General features: G+C 68.3%; 15 protein-coding genes. 11 read left to right on the forward strand and 4 right to left on the reverse strand.

Going from position 1 to position 15560, the window contains the following annotated elements; all coding sequences use genetic code 11:
* Window positions 1–8: 8 nt before the first annotated feature.
* Together cooS and ACJMKZ_RS00285 are read right to left on the reverse strand one after the other, a co-directional pair.
* A complete protein-coding gene (cooS, locus tag ACJMKZ_RS00280; RefSeq protein ID WP_405231092.1) occupies window positions 9–1922 on the reverse strand; it encodes an anaerobic carbon-monoxide dehydrogenase catalytic subunit in 1914 nt (637 codons plus the stop codon).
* Complete coding sequence (locus tag ACJMKZ_RS00285; RefSeq protein WP_405231093.1) at window positions 1909–2538, reverse strand: 4Fe-4S dicluster domain-containing protein; 630 nt, start codon at window positions 2536–2538, stop codon at window positions 1909–1911. The genes cooS and ACJMKZ_RS00285 overlap by 14 nt, the downstream gene beginning before the upstream one ends.
* A 198-nt stretch (window positions 2539–2736) precedes the next feature.
* Between ACJMKZ_RS00285 and nqrA the strand changes: the two genes are divergently transcribed.
* Genes nqrA through ACJMKZ_RS00320 form a run of 7 tightly spaced genes read left to right on the forward strand, consistent with a single transcriptional unit; the run spans window position 2737 to window position 8925 of the window.
* On the forward strand, window positions 2737–4083 hold the full coding sequence (nqrA, locus tag ACJMKZ_RS00290) for an NADH:ubiquinone reductase (Na(+)-transporting) subunit A (protein WP_405231095.1): 1347 nt from the start codon (window positions 2737–2739) through the stop codon (window positions 4081–4083).
* On the forward strand, window positions 4083–5228 hold the full coding sequence (locus tag ACJMKZ_RS00295; protein ID WP_405231097.1) for an RnfABCDGE type electron transport complex subunit D: 1146 nt from the start codon (window positions 4083–4085) through the stop codon (window positions 5226–5228). Before nqrA ends, ACJMKZ_RS00295 begins: the two co-directional genes overlap by 1 nt.
* Window positions 5225–6016, forward strand: coding sequence for a Na(+)-translocating NADH-quinone reductase subunit C (locus tag ACJMKZ_RS00300; RefSeq protein ID WP_405231099.1), 792 nt, complete (start codon window positions 5225–5227; stop codon window positions 6014–6016). Before ACJMKZ_RS00295 ends, ACJMKZ_RS00300 begins: the two co-directional genes overlap by 4 nt.
* Window positions 6013–6669, forward strand: coding sequence for an NADH:ubiquinone reductase (Na(+)-transporting) subunit D (locus ACJMKZ_RS00305; protein WP_405231101.1), 657 nt, complete (start codon window positions 6013–6015; stop codon window positions 6667–6669). The genes ACJMKZ_RS00300 and ACJMKZ_RS00305 overlap by 4 nt, the downstream gene beginning before the upstream one ends.
* A complete protein-coding gene (gene nqrE / locus ACJMKZ_RS00310) occupies window positions 6669–7277 on the forward strand; it encodes an NADH:ubiquinone reductase (Na(+)-transporting) subunit E (protein ID WP_405231102.1) in 609 nt (202 codons plus the stop codon). The genes ACJMKZ_RS00305 and nqrE overlap by 1 nt, the downstream gene beginning before the upstream one ends.
* Window positions 7277–8506, forward strand: coding sequence for an NADH:ubiquinone reductase (Na(+)-transporting) subunit F (nqrF, locus tag ACJMKZ_RS00315; RefSeq protein WP_405231104.1), 1230 nt, complete (start codon window positions 7277–7279; stop codon window positions 8504–8506). Before nqrE ends, nqrF begins: the two co-directional genes overlap by 1 nt.
* Window positions 8507–8520: 14 nt before the next feature.
* Complete coding sequence (locus ACJMKZ_RS00320) at window positions 8521–8925, forward strand: CBS domain-containing protein (RefSeq protein WP_405226340.1); 405 nt, start codon at window positions 8521–8523, stop codon at window positions 8923–8925.
* 19 nt (window positions 8926–8944) lie between these two features.
* On the opposite strand, the gene ACJMKZ_RS00325 is transcribed toward ACJMKZ_RS00320, so the two are convergent.
* Complete coding sequence (locus tag ACJMKZ_RS00325; protein ID WP_405231106.1) at window positions 8945–9493, reverse strand: glutathione peroxidase; 549 nt, start codon at window positions 9491–9493, stop codon at window positions 8945–8947.
* A gap of 181 nt (window positions 9494–9674) precedes the next feature.
* Here ACJMKZ_RS00325 and ACJMKZ_RS00330 point away from each other — a divergent pair, with 181 nt between their 5' ends.
* From ACJMKZ_RS00330 to ACJMKZ_RS00345, 4 genes are all read left to right on the forward strand, one after another.
* Window positions 9675–11699: a phospholipase D-like domain-containing protein gene (locus ACJMKZ_RS00330; RefSeq protein WP_405231107.1), complete on the forward strand. Its 2025-nt coding sequence runs from the start codon at window positions 9675–9677 to the stop codon at window positions 11697–11699.
* A gap of 19 nt (window positions 11700–11718) precedes the next feature.
* Window positions 11719–13941, forward strand: coding sequence for a phospholipase D-like domain-containing protein (locus ACJMKZ_RS00335; RefSeq protein ID WP_405231109.1), 2223 nt, complete (start codon window positions 11719–11721; stop codon window positions 13939–13941).
* The gene (locus tag ACJMKZ_RS00340; RefSeq protein WP_405231110.1) at window positions 13941–14645 is read left to right on the forward strand and encodes an endonuclease/exonuclease/phosphatase family protein; all 705 of its coding nucleotides are present in this window, start codon (window positions 13941–13943) and stop codon (window positions 14643–14645) included. The genes ACJMKZ_RS00335 and ACJMKZ_RS00340 overlap by 1 nt, the downstream gene beginning before the upstream one ends.
* Window positions 14646–14724: 79 nt before the next feature.
* Entirely contained in the window at window positions 14725–14919 is a 195-nt protein-coding gene (locus tag ACJMKZ_RS00345) for a twin transmembrane helix small protein (protein ID WP_405231112.1), read from the forward strand.
* A gap of 15 nt (window positions 14920–14934) precedes the next feature.
* Here ACJMKZ_RS00345 and ACJMKZ_RS00350 read toward each other — a convergent pair whose 3' ends face one another.
* On the reverse strand, window positions 14935–15372 hold the full coding sequence (locus ACJMKZ_RS00350; RefSeq protein WP_405231113.1) for a CBS domain-containing protein: 438 nt from the start codon (window positions 15370–15372) through the stop codon (window positions 14935–14937).
* Window positions 15373–15560: the final 188 nt, after the last annotated feature.

Below are 15560 nucleotides of genomic sequence, written 5' to 3' on the forward strand. Positions count from 1 at the left end.
TCGTCTCCTCAAGCCGCGGCGCCGATCTCGACATCCTCGAGGTGCGGCAGGCCGAGGCCGGCCCGCTTGTGCTCGATATGCCGGCGGATCAGCAGCGCCGCCGCTTCGGGGTCGGCCTCGACGGCGAACTTCGCCCCGACCACGTCCTCCAGGCCGTCGGCCAGCAGGTTCACCACGTTGGGGCTGCCGAAGATCGCCGGCTGCACGCCGAGCACCGTGTATATGCCGCTGGCCACGACGTAGGCGCCGATGGACACGGCCTTCTCGGAGTACCACTCAGGCGCCGCGCCGGCGAGTGGCAGCTGCGCGATGTCAACGCCCAGGTAGTTGCCGAGTGCCGCGGCCAGCGCGAGCACCCGCGTGTTGTCCACGCAGGAGCCCATGTGCAGCACCGGTGGGATCCCGAGCGCCTGGCAGACGGCTTTGAGACCCGGACCGGCCATCTCGGCCGCCTCCGGCATCATCTGTCCCGCCTTGCCGTTGGCGACGGCGGAGCAGCCGGTGACGAGCACCAGGATGTCGTTCTCGATCAGCCGTTTCGCCAGCGTCACGTGACCGTGATCCTGTTTGATCTTCGGATTGTTGCAGCCCACCACCGCGGCGGCGCCGCGAATGCGGCCATCCTTGATGGCCTCGATCAGGGGCTCCGGCGTTCCGCCGAGCGCGCCCAGGATCGCTTCCACCGAGAAGCCGGCCATCATTTCCACGGTGCCCTCGGGGATGCGCACCCGCTCCGGATTGCGGTTGCCGTAGGCTTCGATGCCGCGTCCGATGATCTCCTTCGCGATCTCCAGACCGCGCTTCGGATCGAATGAGATGTGGGTGGCGCCCGTGAACTTGGCCTTGTCCGCCGTGGAGATGACCTCCGTGTGGAAGCACTTCGCCACGTCGGTGACCGACGGCATGATGCACTGGTAGTCCACCACCATCGCGTCCAGCGCGCCGGTGAGCAGCACCAGTTCCTGCATCAGGTGGTTGCCGGCCATCGGGATGCCCTTGCGCATCTGCAGTTCGTTACCGGTGCAGCACAGGCCGACCAGGTTGATGCCCTCGGCGCCTTTCTCCTTCGCCAGCGCGACCAGCTCCGGATCGTCGGCCGCCTGCAGGATCACATCGGAGAGCACCGGGTTGTGGCCGTGCAGGGCGATGTTCACGCACTCCTCCCTGAGCGTCCCGAGGTTGATGCGCGAGGGCGTCGGCTTCGGTGTGCCGAACATCACGTCGGAGAGTTCGGTCGCGATCATCGAGCCGCCCCAGCCGTCGGACAGGCTGGTGCGCAGGCCGTGCAGGAGCGTGTTCACGTAGTCGTTGTCCACGCCCATGTGGGTCCGGTGCAGCATCTCCACGTTCTCGCGGTCGATGCCGCGGGGAGCGATGCCCAGCTTCTTCCACAACTCGCTGCGGGCCTCGGGCACCCGGTCGGCGAAGCTGAGGTGTCCCTTCGCGGTGCCGTACTCCTCCATCATGGCAGCGGCCAGATCCCGAGCCACCTCTTCGAGCGGACGCCCGTCCGCCTCGATGCCCCATTCCCCGGCCAGGGCGCGGAGCTTGGTCTCGTCACGCAGCTCGTAGCCGGAACTCTCGCCTTTCGCCAGCTCGGCGAACACCTCGAGGATGTCGCGGCCATGATCCGAATGGGCCGATGCCCCGGCGGCGATGGTGCGGCCCAGGTTGCGGGCCACGATGATGTCGGCATCCGCGCCACAGACGCCTTTCTGCGGACCGTCGCCGAACGGATCCACCCGGCAGGGGCCCATGGAGCAGTTGCGGCAGCTCACGCCCATGGCGCAGTAGCCGCACTGAGGTTCCTGGGCGGCGAGCCGGTCCCATACTGTCTCGATGCCTTCTTGCCGCGCCCTGGCGATCATGGCGAGCGCGTCGTTGTTGATGCTGAATTGCTTCACATTGTCATGAGCGGCCATGACCCACCTCCCGGTTTACGTGTGCCGCCTCCCGTCCCCAGGCACGCCAGCCGGTTACGCCGGCGGGTGCGGGCAGGGTCCCGGCGGAAGCGGCGGCAGAGAGCATCGCGCTCGCCTGCGTGGCGCGGCCCGCCGCGATCAGATCGTTCAGTTCGCCGTAGACCAGTGCGCCGACCTTGCAGGCTTCGACGCAGGCCGGCTGCCTGCCCTCCCTCACCCGGTCTATGCAGCCGTCGCACTTGGTGGCGACCAGCCGCGCCGGTGCCCCGTTACCGTGCACGTGGAAGTCCACGGCATCGAAGGGGCAGACCATGGCGCACATGGCGCAGGTGATGCAGCGCTCCGGATCGACAAGCACCACTCCCTCGGCCTCGTCGCGGCCCATGGCGCCGGTGGGGCAGACGCCCACGCACGGCGCCGGATCGCAGTGCCGGCAGCGCGACGGGAAGGAAGTGTTGAATGCAGGTCCGGGCAGTACGTGAATGCGGGTATGCGGCCCGGGTCGTTCGCCGATCGCCGTGGCGGGGTCGTGGCTTCTGGAATGCGCCACGGCACATGCGAACTCACATTGCCGACAACCGATACACCGCTCGGGGTTGATGAAGACCGTCTTCATGCGACGCCTCCCCCGGGTATCCCGGATTGTCTGTATGGTCGGGCCTGAAGGCCCTCCTACACGTCATCTGGGATCGTCGCCGCATCAGGCGGCTGTGACAATTCTGGGATGTACCTAAGATTCGGCGTGGAGGCGCGATAGTGGAAGCTGCGTATCGACCGCCGGGGAGTCGGCCATAGAATTCGTTTAATGTCAGGCGTGCCAAGAGAAGTAAGAATCCGGCGGGGTTACGATCTGCCGATCGCCGGCGCCGCCGGCGATCGGCTCGAGCGCGGCCCTGCGGTGCGGCGTGTCGCGGTGCTCGGTACGGATTTCCCCGGTGTGCGGCCGTCGCTGGCGGTGTCGGAAGGAGACACGGTCGCGATCGGCGAACCGGTGTTCGCGGATCGCAAGCGCGAGGCCATCCGGTTCTGTTCCCCTGGCAACGGTCGGGTGACCGCGATCCGGCGGGGTCGCCGCCGTGTCCTGCTGGCGGTGGTGATCGAACTGGAAGACTCCGTGACCACCCGCTACGTGGATGTGCCCGGCGGCGCCATCGAGGCAATGCGCCCGCAGGCCATCCGCGAGACGCTCCTGCGCTACGGACTCTGGCCCGCCTTCCGGACGCGGCCCTACGGCCGTATTCCGGATCCGGACGCCGAGCCTCATGCGCTGTTCGTGACCGCCATCGATACCGAGCCGCTGTCTGCCGAGCCGGCCGTGCTGATCGAGCCGCGGGCGGAATCCTTCCGTGCCGGCCTGCGGGTCCTCGCACAGCTGCACGGCGGTCCGCTGTACGTGTGCACCTCGCCCGAGTTCTACATTGATCTGCCCGATGCCGCCGGCCTGCAGCACGTCCGCTTCCGCGGGCCGCACCCGGCCGGCCTTGCCGGCACGCACATCCACCATCTCTCGCCGGCTTCCGAAGCCCGGCCGGTCTGGCATATCGGTTGTCAGGACGTGGTCGCCATCGGCCGTCTGTTCGTCGACCGGCTGATCGACACCGGGACCACGATCGCCGTCGCCGGCTCGGCGCTGGGACGTCCGGGCCTGATCGAGACCCGCCTGGGAGCGAGCCTCGATGCACTGGTCCGTGACCGGGGGCTCGCCGCCGATGCCCGCGTGATCTCCGGCTCGCCGCTGTCGGGCCGGGAGTGGACGACCGACCAGCCGTTTCTCGGCCGCTATCACCGTCAGGTCAGCGCGCTGATGGAGGCGACCGCGCCGGCCGGGCGCAACGGCGAGGCGGGCGAGGGGTTCTCCGTGACCAGTCCGATCACGAAACTGCTCGCACGGCGCCTGCGCCGGCTCGACACCCGCCGCGTGGGACGTCCCGCCGGCATGATGCCGTTCGAGATCTACGAGCGCGTCTTCCCCTACGACCTGCCTGTGATCCCGCTGCTGCGCTCCCTGGTGGCGAGCGACGCCGAACGCGCCATAGAACTCGGCGCGCTCGAGCTCGAAGCCGAGGATCTCGCGCTGCTGAGCGCTGTCTGCCCGGCGCGATACGACTACGCCGACGCCTGGCGAGTCTTCGCGGCCGGCGAGCAGCGGGGCGGCGGATAATGGCCCGCTGGACGCCCTTGCTGCAGAGGTACGGCCCTCGTTTCGGACTGTTGCCGCCGCTTGCCGCTACCCGCGTCACGACCCGGGCGCCCTATGTGCGGGACGCGATGTCGGTGCAGGCGGCACTGCTCCTGATCGTGGTCGCCACATTGCCGGCCTGGGCCGTCGGCCTCTGGTTCACGGGCGCGCAGATAGTCTCTGCCGCCGGTCCGGACCTGGCCGCGGCCATCGGGCCGTGGCGGGCCGCATTCGTCGCCGCCGTACCGCAGGCCGCACTGCCCGCGGCAGTGGGTCTGGCGTATTTCCTGCCGTTGCTTTTCGTGGCGCTGGCCGCCGGTGTGGTCTGGGAGACCCTGTTCGCCCGGCTGCGCAGGCGGCCCGTCGACTGCGGCATATTCCACACGGCGTGGCTGCTGGTATTACTCCTGCCCGCCGGCGCATCGCCCGCAACGGTGGCGGTGGGTGCGAGCTTCGCCTTCGTGGTCGGCAAACTGCTGTTCGGCGGCACCGGCCGGTACCTGGTGAGTCCGGCGCTGCTGGGGCTGGTCTTCCTCCATTTCGCCTATCCCGGGACGCCCGAACCGACGCTCGCCTTCCCGGTGGCGGGCGCGCAAGCCGAGACCGCGCTCGACGTGGCACTCACCGGCGGTACCGAGGCCCTCGCCTCGGCCGGCCACGGTCTCATGGCGGTGGCAGCGGGCAACGACATCGGTGCCTTCGGCACGACGTCGGCGCTCGCCTGCGCACTCGGCGCCGTGCTTCTGATGCTCGGCGGTCTCGTCTCCTGGCGTATTGTCGTGGCCGCCCTCGTCGGCAGTCTCGCGATGACGCTCGCGCTGAACGCCTGGGGCGCGGACGACCCGGCCTTCGACCTGCCCTGGCGCTGGCACCTGGTCACGGGCAGCTTCGCCTTCCTGATCGCCTTCATCGCGACGGATCCGGTCGGCGCCTCGGTCACCCGTGCCGGACGCTGGATCTATGGCCTCGTGATCGGCGCGGCGGCCATCCTCTTCCGCGTGGCGAATTCGAGTCACCCGGAAGGCACGATCTACGCGGTGCTGCTGATCAGTCTCGCGGCGCCCGCGATCGATCACGCGGTGATCACCTGGCAGATGCGCCGCCACCGCAGGAGGCTCGTCTCGTGAGCCGCAGTACCATCACGCATACCACGGTATTCACGCTGAGTATCGCCATTGCCTGCTCGCTGATGGTGTCGGCGGCCGTGGCCTGGCTGCGGCCCGTCCAGGAACGCTACGCCTCCATCGACCGCGACCGCCGAGTGCTCGTGGCCGCGGGGCTGATCGAGGCGGGCGCGGACCCATCCGTGCGCGAGGTGGCCGAACGGTTCGAGGCGATTGAAGTGCGCCTTGTGGACCTCGACACCGGCCGCTACACCGACGCCGCCGAACCCCGGGAGTACGACTACCTGGCGGCCGCCGAGTCGGAGACGGAGAGCGTCGAGATACCCCGTGCAGAGAACACGGCACGGCTGGGCCGTCGCGCGCCCTACATGCCCGTGTACGTGTACCGGGACGAAGGGAGCCTCGCGCGCATCGTGCTGCCGGTCTACGGCCGCGGCATGTGGTCGACGCTGAAAGGCTACCTGGCGCTGGAGAGCGATCTGGAGACCGTCGCAGCGCTGACCTTCTACGAGCACGGCGAGACGCCGGGCATCGGCGACTTCGTGGAACAGAAGGACTGGCAGGCACGCTGGCCCGGCAAGCAGGCGTACGACGAACAGGGCCGCCCGGCGCTCGGCATCGCCCGGGAAGCTCTGCCCGAGGACGACCCGGCCCGCCGCTACCAGACCGACGCCATGAGCGGCGCCACCAAGACGGCACGGGGCGTCACCGGCCTGCTGCAGTACTGGCTGGGCGACGACGGCTACGGGCCGCTGCTCGAGCGCCTGCGGGAAGAGGGAGACGCATCATGAGTGACGGACGCACGCTCGTCGATCCCATCGTCGACAACAACCCGATCACCATGCAGATCCTGGGCATCTGCTCGGCACTGGCGGTGACGCGTACCCTGTTCCCTGCCCTGGTCATGAGTGCCGCGGTGATCGCCGTGCTCGCGTTCAGCAACGTCGCGGTCAGCCTGCTGCGCCGGCAGATGCCCCATGCGGTGCGCATCATCATCGAGGTCACCATCATCGCCAGCGGCGTCATCGTGGTGGACGAATTCCTGCGTGCCTATCTGCCCGACGTTTCGCGCATACTCTCGGTGTTCGTGGGTCTCATCATCACCAACTGCATCATCCTCGGCCGCACCGAGACCTTCGCCATGGGCCATGGGCCCTGGCAGAGCCTGCTGGACGGCGTCGGCAACGGCCTGGGCTACAGCGTGGTGCTGATCGCCGTCGCGTCGGTGCGCGAGCTGCTCGGTGCCGGCACGCTGCTCGGATATCCGCTCATTACCGTCTCCGGCGATGGCGGCTGGTACCTGCCGAACGAGCTCATGCTGCTGCCGCCGAGCGCGTTCTTCATCATCGCGGCCATCGTCTGGTGGATACGGGTCGTGCGGCCGATGCAGCGCGAGCACACGGTCATGTCGGCGCCCCCCTCCAAGTTCCAGGAGGGCGACTGATGGGTGAGCTGGCGGGCATCTTCCTGAGCGCGGTCTTCGTTGACAACCTGGCGCTGGCCTTCCTGCTCGGCATGTGCACGTTCCTCGCCGTGTCCAAGCGCGTCAGCACGGCGGTCGGGCTCGGCATCGCCGTCGTCGTGGTGCAGACCATCACCGTGCCGATCAATCACCTGATCTTCGACAACGTGCTGAAGCCCGGGGCTCTCGCCTGGCTGGGCATGCCGGAAACCGATCTCACCCACCTCAGGCTCATCAGCTTCATCGGCGTGATCGCGGCGCTCATCCAGATCCTGGAGATGACGCTGGACCGGTTCATGCCGGCACTGCATCAGGCGCTCGGCATCTTCCTCCCGCTGCTCACCGTCAACTGCGCGGTGCTGGGCGCTTCTCTGTTCATGGTGGAGCGTGAGTACGGCCTCGCGGAGAGCACGGCTTACGGTGCGGGCGCCGGCGTCGGCTGGGCCGTCGCGATCATCCTGTTCGCCGCCATCCGCGAGCGGCTGCACTACAGCGACATACCGGAGGGGCTGCAGGGGCTCGGACTCGCTTTCGTGGTCACCGGCCTGCTCTCGCTCGGATTCGCCGGACTCTCGGGGCTCGCGTTCTGATGGGTAGCGTGCTGCTCAGTGTCGTGACCTTCACCGTGCTGGTGATGACGATGATGTACATCGTCCTGCTGGCCCGGCGCTGGCTCGCGCCGGGGGGCAGCGCGGAGATCACCATCAACGGACAGCGGACCATCGAGGTGCCGGTCGGCACCCACCTGCTGACCGATCTGGGCAACAACGGGCTCTACCTGCCGGCGGCATGCGGCGGGCGCGGCACCTGCGGCCAGTGCAAGCTGAAGGTGCTCGAGGGCGGCGGCGACCTGCTGCCGACCGAGCAGAATCACATCGACCGGCACGAGGCGGAGGAGGGCTACCGGCTCGCCTGTCAGGTCAAGGTGCGCGGCGACATGAGCGTGCGCGTGCCGGATCAGCTGTTCGGCGTGAAGCGCTGGACCAGCACGGTGCGTTCCGCGCGTCACGTGGGCACGTTCCTGAAGGAGATGGTATTCGCCATGCCGGAAGGGGAGCGGCTCGACTTCGAGGCCGGCGGCTATATCGTCCTGGAGGCGCCGCCCCACGACGTCGAATTCGCCGATTTCGACATCCCCGGGCAATACCGCTCCGACTGGGAGCGCTATGGCCTGCTGCAGCTCGAATCACACGCGGATTCGACCACGACCCGTGCCTATTCACTGGCCAATCATCCGGGCGAGGACGACGTCGCCATGCTCGTGGTGCGCATCGCCGTGCCGCCTCCGAATGCGCCGGAGGGCACCCCGCCGGGCAAGGCATCGTCCTGGATCTTCAGTCTGGCGGCCGGCGACGAGGTGGTGCTGTCCGGGCCTTTCGGCGAATTCCGTGCCAACGAGTCCGACCGCGAGATGGTGCTGATCGGCGGCGGCGCGGGCATGGCGCCGATGCGCTCGATCATCTTCGATCAGCTCCTGAACCGGAAGAGCGGCCGCAGGATCCGCTTCTGGTACGGCGCGCGCAGCCTGCGGGAGCTCTGCTACCAGGAGGACTTCGATCGCCTCACGGCCGAACACGACAACTTCGACTGGCAGGTGGCGCTTTCCGATCCGCTGCCCGAGGACGACTGGGATGGTCCGGTCGGCTTCGTGCATCGGGTCGTCTACGAGCAATACCTGAACGATCACCCGGCTCCCGAGGAGCTGGAATATTATCTCTGCGGACCACCGGTTATGACCGCGGCCGTCATTCAGATGCTCGACGAGCTGGGCGTCGATCGCGAAAGCATCTTCCTGGACGACTTCGGCTCCGGCCGCTGAGGAGGGGGAATGCGATGGAGACGATGAAGGTGCAGGACTACATGACCCGGAATGTGCTCACGCTGCGCCCGGACATGGAGATTCTGCGCGCACTGGCGATTTTCGTGGACAACGACGTCGCCGGCGCCCCGGTCACCGACCGCAGCGGCCGGCTCGTCGGCATCCTCACCGAGGGTGATTTCATGAAGGTGGCGCTGCACGGCGCCTATCACGGCGAGCCCGGCGGTCGCGTCGAGGAATACATGCACAGGAACGTGGAAACCGTCCGCCCCCGCGACAGCATCATGTCACTGGCGGAGCATTTCCTGGAGTCTCCCTACCGCCGCTATCCGGTGGTGGACCGCAGCGGTCGGCTCATCGGCATCATCGCCTGGCGCGACGTTCTTCGGGCGCTGAAGAATCAGATGGGCCAGTACTGAGAGGCACCGCTAACGCGTTTCAGCCGGCCGGCTCGGCCAGCGCGGACTTCAGCGCGGCGATAACGCTCTCGTCGTAGGGCTTCGTGCGCGGGCTGAACTCGGCGATGAGCTTGCCGTCGCGGCCGATCAGGTACTTGTGGAAGTTCCACTGGGGATAGATGCCTGATTCCTCCGCCAGCGCCCGGTAGAAGGGATGGGCGTTCTCCTCGCGCACGGTGATCTTCTCGAACATCGGGAACTTGACCCCATAGGTGGAGCGGCAGAATTCCTGGATTTCCTCCTCGGTGCCCGGCTCCTGGCCCATGAAGTCGTTCGAAGGGAAGCCCAGCACCACAAGGCCCTCCTCGCCGTATTCCTCGTAGAGCCCTTCCAGGCCCTCGTACTGTGGCGTGTTGCCGCACTTCGACGCCGTGTTCACGACCAGGACGACCTTGCCCCGGTAGGCCTCGCAGAGATTCACCGATTCGTCGGCGGCGAGCCGGCGGAATTCCTGGTTCAGCAGGGAAGCGTCGCAGGCCAGCGCGGGCGCGGCGACGACGAGGAAAGCGGTGATCAGCAGTGTACGCATGGTGGGTCTCGGTCTGACTCTGCGTTCGATAAGCGTTATTCGGGCGGTGGCCTCAGATGGATGAGGGCAGGGCGAGCAGTATGGCGAGGAGCGGATTACACCGTGACGCGGCTGTGATCGGCAAGTGTGCAAGGGTCGACGGCGCTATACTGCTCCACCAGCCATCCTGGGTGGAGTCGCGGTGGGAAGGCGTCTTTTTCCGGCAGCAATGCTCCTGCTGATCGTCCCGGCGGCCGCCGTCGCGGCAACGGACGCGCCGGCTCTCATCGACTGCAGCGAACCGCTGGAAGCGCTCTCCGCCCATCTGGAGGACGGCCGTCTGTACGTGGAACTCCAGGGCAGCGACGGCCCTGTTCAGGCGGTCGCCGACCTGACCGGTCTGGACGATGCGCCGGGCGTCGGCCCCCGCCGGCGCCTGTTCGATCTGCATCCGGCATCGGCCGACACCGGCAACGGCACGCCGGCGCTCGCCGGACTGCCGATCCAGGGCATCGCCGCCTGGCGGGCGGTGCGGCACCGCTTCCTCGATGGCATCCTCCGGCCGGGCAGCCGGGATGCCGTCGCCGTGAGCTTCCCGGCCGACGACTACCTGCTGTATTTCGACGAGGAGGGTGCCTTCCAGGTCGACCCGCTGCGGGCGGCGCCGGAAGGCTATCGGCTCGCCGGCATCATGGATATGGAGGCCCTGCTCGGCCGCGGCATCGCGGCCGTGCGCGATAGCCTGGGCGCGGCGGAGCCCGTTCCGCCCCGCCTGCTGCTCAGCACGGGGGACACCGGGCCGGGCGCGCTGTCCTTCGTCTATGCGGAGCTCGATGCCGACCGCGTGGCCTTCCTGCGCTGCCCGACACCGGCGGGGGCGCGCGAGCCGCCGAACCGGTGGGTGCAAGGCGTCCGGACGGTCGCTCACCTCGTGCGCAGCCACTTCCTGGACCTCTTGCCGCGGCCGGTGTCCTCCGTGCACCGGGGTTTCTTCATGCTCACCGGCGCCGCAGTGGATACGCTGCGCCCGGACTGGCCGTTGCTGCTCAGCGGCCGGCCGGTGCCGCCGGTCGCCGACCGCGAGCCGATGGATCTCGACGCCTTCGAGACCCGGCTGGACCGCATCACCGGCCGGGAGGCCACCCGCGGCACCATCGAGTACCTGATCGACGGCGAGCCCTATTTCACGCGGCTGATCGCGTCCATCCTGGCCGCCGAGGAATCCATCAAGCTGCGCACCTACATCTTCGATAACGACGACTACGCCAAGCAGATCGCGGATCTCCTGAAACAGCGTTCGCGGGAGGGCATCGACGTGCAGGTGCTGCTCGACGGTCTCGGCACGCTGACCGCGGGCATGGAAGACCCGGACACGCTCCCCGTGGCGCACGAGCCACCGGCCTCGGTGCAGCGCTACCTGGAGGAGGATTCCGAGGTCGACGTGCGCACTATCCCGAACATCTTCCTCACCGGCGACCACGTGAAGACGGTGATCATCGACCACGAGATCGCCTTCACCGGCGGCATGAACATCGGTCGCGAATACCGCTACGAGTGGCACGACCTCATGGCCGAGCTGCGCGGTCCCGTGGTGGACACGCTGCGCTGGGAGTTCGACCGCACCTGGGTGCACGCCGGCTGGTCCGGCGACATCGGCTACGTGGTGCAGCGGGCGAAGCCGAACCGCCGCCTGGCGGGTGACCAGGGCCACCCGCTCAGGGTCATCCAGACGCGTGCCGCCCACTCCGAGATATTCGCTGCCCAGCTGGAGGCGATACGCCGGGCCCGGAGCTACATCTACATCGAGAACGCCTATTTCTCCGACGACACCATGCTGTTCGAGTTGCTGCAGGCCCGGCTGCGGGGCGTGGACGTGCGCGTGATCATCCCGCTGGAGACCGACCGCGGCCTCATCACCCGCGACAATGCGCTGGCTGCGAACGTGATGCTGGAGCACGGTATCCGGGTCTACATCTACCCGGGCATGTCGCACGTGAAGGCGGCGGTGTACGACGGCTGGGCCTGTTTCGGCTCCGCCAACTTCGACCGCCTGAGTCTGCGCATCAACAAGGAGATCAACGTCGCCACCTCGCAGCCGGAAGCCGTCGAACGGCTGCTGGCGGAACTGTTCGAGCCCGACTTCGCGCGTTCCCGCGAGCTGACGGAGCCATTCCCAGAACGCTGGCTGGACCACCTGGTGGAGCTGTTCGGCGATTATGTGTTCTGAGGCGGCGGGACCGTCGCGGGTGGCACTGCGCTATAGTGCCCGCATGACGAACGGTGATGACGACGCCGGCGAGACCGTCGGCGGGGGGCTTTTCTCTGCCGGGGAAAACGTCTGGCGTACGGCCCGTGCCGGGCGCTGCGCCTGGCTGATCGACGGCGAGGACTACTTCCGCGCGCTCCGCGAGAGCATGGAGGCGGCCGAGCGCGAGATCGTGATCGTCGGCTGGGACATCGACAGCCGGCTGGAACTGATCCGTGACGAGGACCACCCGCTGTATCCGAGTCCGCTGGCCGCGACGCTGCAGTCGCTGGCCCGGCGCAAGAACGAACTGCAGGTCTACGTCCTCTCCTGGGACTTCGCCATGGTCTACGTGCTCGAGCGCGAGCTGCTCCCCGCGGCCCAGTTCGGCTGGCAGGACTACGACCGGCTGCATTTCCGGCTGGACGGGGCGCATGCCACCGGAGCGAGCCAGCATCAGAAGTTCGTCGTGATCGACGGGCAGCTCGCCTACACCGGCGGCTTCGACCTCACCAAGAGCCGGTGGGATACGCGCGCGCATGCCGCCGACGATCCGCGCCGGGTGAACGAGGCGGGCGGCGACTATCGCCCGTTCCACGACGTGCAGGCGCTGGTGACCGGCGAGCCGGCCCGTCATCTGCGCGACCTCGCCTCCTTCCGCTGGGAGAACGCCACCGGCGAGCCGCTGCCGGCGGCGGCCGAAGCCGATACGCAGGACACCGACACCCTGTGGCCGCAGGACGTCCCCGTACGCGCACGCGACGTACCCGTGGGCCTCGCGCGCACCTGGGCGGCGAAGGACGGCAGCGACATCATCCGGGAGGTGGAACAGCTGTTCCTGGACATGATCGCCGCCGCGGAGTCCTCCATCTACATCGAGAACCAGTACTACACGTCCGACACCGTCACCCGTGCGCTGTGCGAGCGCCTGGCGGAGGACGATGGTCCCGAGGTGGTCATGGTGCTGCCGGGCGAGACCTCCGGCTGGCTGGAGCAGGCCACCATGGACGTGCTGCGCAACCAGGCGCTGCAGCGTCTGTGCGAGAACGATGCGCACAACCGTCTGCGCATCGTCTCGCCGGTCTCCGACGAGCTGGGCGACACCTGCATCAACGTGCACGGCAAGGTGATGGTGGTAGACGAGCGCTGGGCGCGCATCGGCTCCGCGAACCTCAGCCGCCGGTCGATGGGCCTCGACAGCGAATGCGACCTCGTGGTGGACGATGCCTCGGGCGAGGCGGCCGCAGCGCTGCGGGCCGACCTGCTGGCGGAGCATCTCGGTGCGGACGAGAAGGAGGTGGCCGCGAGCATCGCGGAAAACGGGCTGCTCGCCACCCTGGACCGGTTCGGCGGCGGGCCGCGACGGCTGGAGCCGCTGGAGATCGACGGCAGCGACATCGACGGCATGCTAAAGCCCATCGCGCAGATTGCCGACCTGGAGCGGCCGGTGGAGCAGGCCTGGGACGAACTGGTGGACGGCGTCACGGGCCCCGCGCCGAGGGAGCGTACCGAAGCGGGGGGTGCGGAGACCCGCACCGCGCGGCGTTACCTGGAGATGCTCACGCATCCCTCCGTCGGCTGGGGTTTCCTGGCGCTGCTCGTGCTGCTGGCCGGCGGGCTCGCCATCTGGCAGGCGCGCACGGCGGGCGACGGCTTCGACCCGCTGGCCCTGCTGGCCACCCTGCGCGAGAGCGCGGCCCATCCGCTGGCGCCGCTGGCGGTGGTGCCGGCCTTCATCGCCGGCAGTCTCGTGGTGGCGCCCGTCACCGGCATGATCGCGCTGTGTGCGCTGCTGTTCGGTCCCTGGGTGGCCTCGGCGTCCGCCATCGCGGGCACGCTTACCGCCACCGTCGTGAACCACGCCATCGGGCAGCATCTCGGCAAGGCCGTCGAAGGGCGGGTGCCGCGCGCCGTGACCGTGCGCATGAAGGCGCTGGGTCGCTCGTCCGATGCCTGGTCCCTCGCCGGCCTTCGGCTCATCCCTATCGCACCATTCACGGTCATCAACCTGCTGGCCGGCGCGTCCCGGGTGAAACTGAAAGACTTCCTGCTGGGTACGGTGATCGGCATGGGGCCGGGCACCGTGCTGATCTGCTTCAGCGTGGACCGTGCGCGTGCGGCGCTGGCCGGCGAGCCGGTGTTCGAACCCTGGGTGCTGGCGGTGATCGCGGCAGCCGGCATCGCCCTCATCGGCCTGCGCGTCCTGCAGCGGCGCAGGAAGTAATGAGCGGACGGCGGGTCCGCATCGTCAGCTACAACGTGCACGCCTGCATCGGCCGGGATCGACGGTTCATGCCGGATCGCATCGCCGCCGTGCTGGAAGAGCTGGATGCCGATTTCGTCGCTCTGCAGGAGGTCGAGGACCGGCCCTACCGTGGCATGACGGTGACCGAATACCTGGCGGACCGCCTGGGCATGCATGCCCATCGCGGCGCGACCCTGTACCGGGGCGATGCACACTACGGCAACCTGCTGCTCGCCCGGGAGGCGGCGGTGGCGCATCGGCTGCACGACATCTCGGTAGGCCCGCGGGAGCCCCGCGGCGCCATAGAGGCGGATTTCGAGGCGGGCGGGCGGACGCTGAAGATATTCGTTACCCATCTCGGTCTGCGGGCGGGGGAGCGCCGAAGGCAGATTCGGCGCCTGCTGCCCGCGCTCGATCGGGGCGAGGCAGACGTGCAGGTGCTCGCCGGCGACATCAATGAGTGGCGGCCCGGTGCCGCCGCGAGCCGGCTGCTTACCCGGAGCCTCGGGCCGGTGCCGCTACCCCGGACCTTTCCGGCCGGTGCACCGCTGTTCGCACTGGACCGTCTCTATGTGACGCCGCGCGATGTCGTGGTGCGTGTGGACGCCGTCAGGACACGCGACGCCCGGCAGGCCTCGGACCATCTGCCGCTGGTCGCCGATCTGAGGATGCCGACGGGCTGATCCGTAGTTGCCGCCATTGTGCGGCGGCTCCCCCGCTTCTAATCTGGAATGGACCATTCCGCACAGGCAGGAGGGGTCGATGACACTCGTGAACCTGATCGTGTTCGTCGCGCTACTGGCCGTAGTCGTGACGCTGGTGCTGGGGCTGCGCTCGATGGGCCGCGGCGGCGACTACGACGAGACGCACGCCGAAAAATTCATGTGGGAGCGTGTTGGGCTGCAGGCGGTCGCCGTCGTGCTGCTGGTGGCCGTGCTGCTGCTGATGAACGTCTGATCCCCGGCGGGGGAGTCAGCCCTTCTTTCCGGACTCCTTCATCCGTTCGTGGAGGCCGGTGAGGAGATCCGTGCGTGCGATCACGCCCACCACCCGGTCGCCCTCGACCACCGGTACGGTCTTCAGCCGCCGCGGCACCATCTTCTCCAGCACGTGGCTGAGCGCCTCGTCCGGCGCGACGCTCACGCAGTCCTTCGTCATGACGGCGCTGACCGGCATGGCCAGGATCTCGTCGAAGTGGGGGATGATGGAGGTCGGCCGGAGCAAGCAGGCCTCCAGCAGATCGAACTCGCTGACCAGACCCACCAGCGCGCCGTTGGCCACGACGGGGAATGCACCCAGATGAGTCTCCTCGAAACGCTCGCGCAGTTCGGCGAGCGTCAGGTCGGGGCCCACCGTAACCGGATCCGGCGTCATGACGTCGCGGGCATACAGGGAAAGGAAGGGGACCATAGGGGCTCCTCGGTTGCGGGGCAGAGTATAGCGGCCGGGTCCGCTATCCGCCCAGGCGGAAACGCCGTTATCTGACTGGGCCGGGGGTTCGTCGTCTCCCGTGCCGGATTCATGGTCCGTCCGAAATTCGGCGTCATCAATAAGCAGTTGCGCGTACGCCCGCAGGCCGGATTTCGCGGCGGGCAGCG

This window comes from Lentisalinibacter salinarum (assembly GCF_040706555.1).
In the GTDB taxonomy this organism is placed as follows: domain Bacteria; phylum Pseudomonadota; class Gammaproteobacteria; order Steroidobacterales; family Woeseiaceae; genus Lentisalinibacter; species Lentisalinibacter salinarum.

What these genes read in the sequence shown, in the direction of transcription:
- ACJMKZ_RS00350 (WP_405231113.1), bottom strand. Translation starts at nt 15,372, where the DNA reads ATGGTCCCCTTCCTTTCCCTGTATGCCCGCGACGTCATGACGCCGGAT.
- ACJMKZ_RS00345 (WP_405231112.1), top strand. Translation starts at nt 14,725, where the DNA reads ATGACACTCGTGAACCTGATCGTGTTCGTCGCGCTACTGGCCGTAGTC.
- cooS (WP_405231092.1), bottom strand. Translation starts at nt 1,922, where the DNA reads ATGGCCGCTCATGACAATGTGAAGCAATTCAGCATCAACAACGACGCG.
- nqrF (WP_405231104.1), top strand. Translation starts at nt 7,277, where the DNA reads ATGGGTAGCGTGCTGCTCAGTGTCGTGACCTTCACCGTGCTGGTGATG.
- ACJMKZ_RS00320 (WP_405226340.1), top strand. Translation starts at nt 8,521, where the DNA reads ATGGAGACGATGAAGGTGCAGGACTACATGACCCGGAATGTGCTCACG.
- nqrE (WP_405231102.1), top strand. Translation starts at nt 6,669, where the DNA reads ATGGGTGAGCTGGCGGGCATCTTCCTGAGCGCGGTCTTCGTTGACAAC.
- ACJMKZ_RS00295 (WP_405231097.1), top strand. Translation starts at nt 4,083, where the DNA reads ATGGCCCGCTGGACGCCCTTGCTGCAGAGGTACGGCCCTCGTTTCGGA.
- ACJMKZ_RS00340 (WP_405231110.1), top strand. Translation starts at nt 13,941, where the DNA reads ATGAGCGGACGGCGGGTCCGCATCGTCAGCTACAACGTGCACGCCTGC.
- ACJMKZ_RS00305 (WP_405231101.1), top strand. Translation starts at nt 6,013, where the DNA reads ATGAGTGACGGACGCACGCTCGTCGATCCCATCGTCGACAACAACCCG.
- ACJMKZ_RS00325 (WP_405231106.1), bottom strand. Translation starts at nt 9,493, where the DNA reads ATGCGTACACTGCTGATCACCGCTTTCCTCGTCGTCGCCGCGCCCGCG.
- ACJMKZ_RS00285 (WP_405231093.1), bottom strand. Translation starts at nt 2,538, where the DNA reads ATGAAGACGGTCTTCATCAACCCCGAGCGGTGTATCGGTTGTCGGCAA.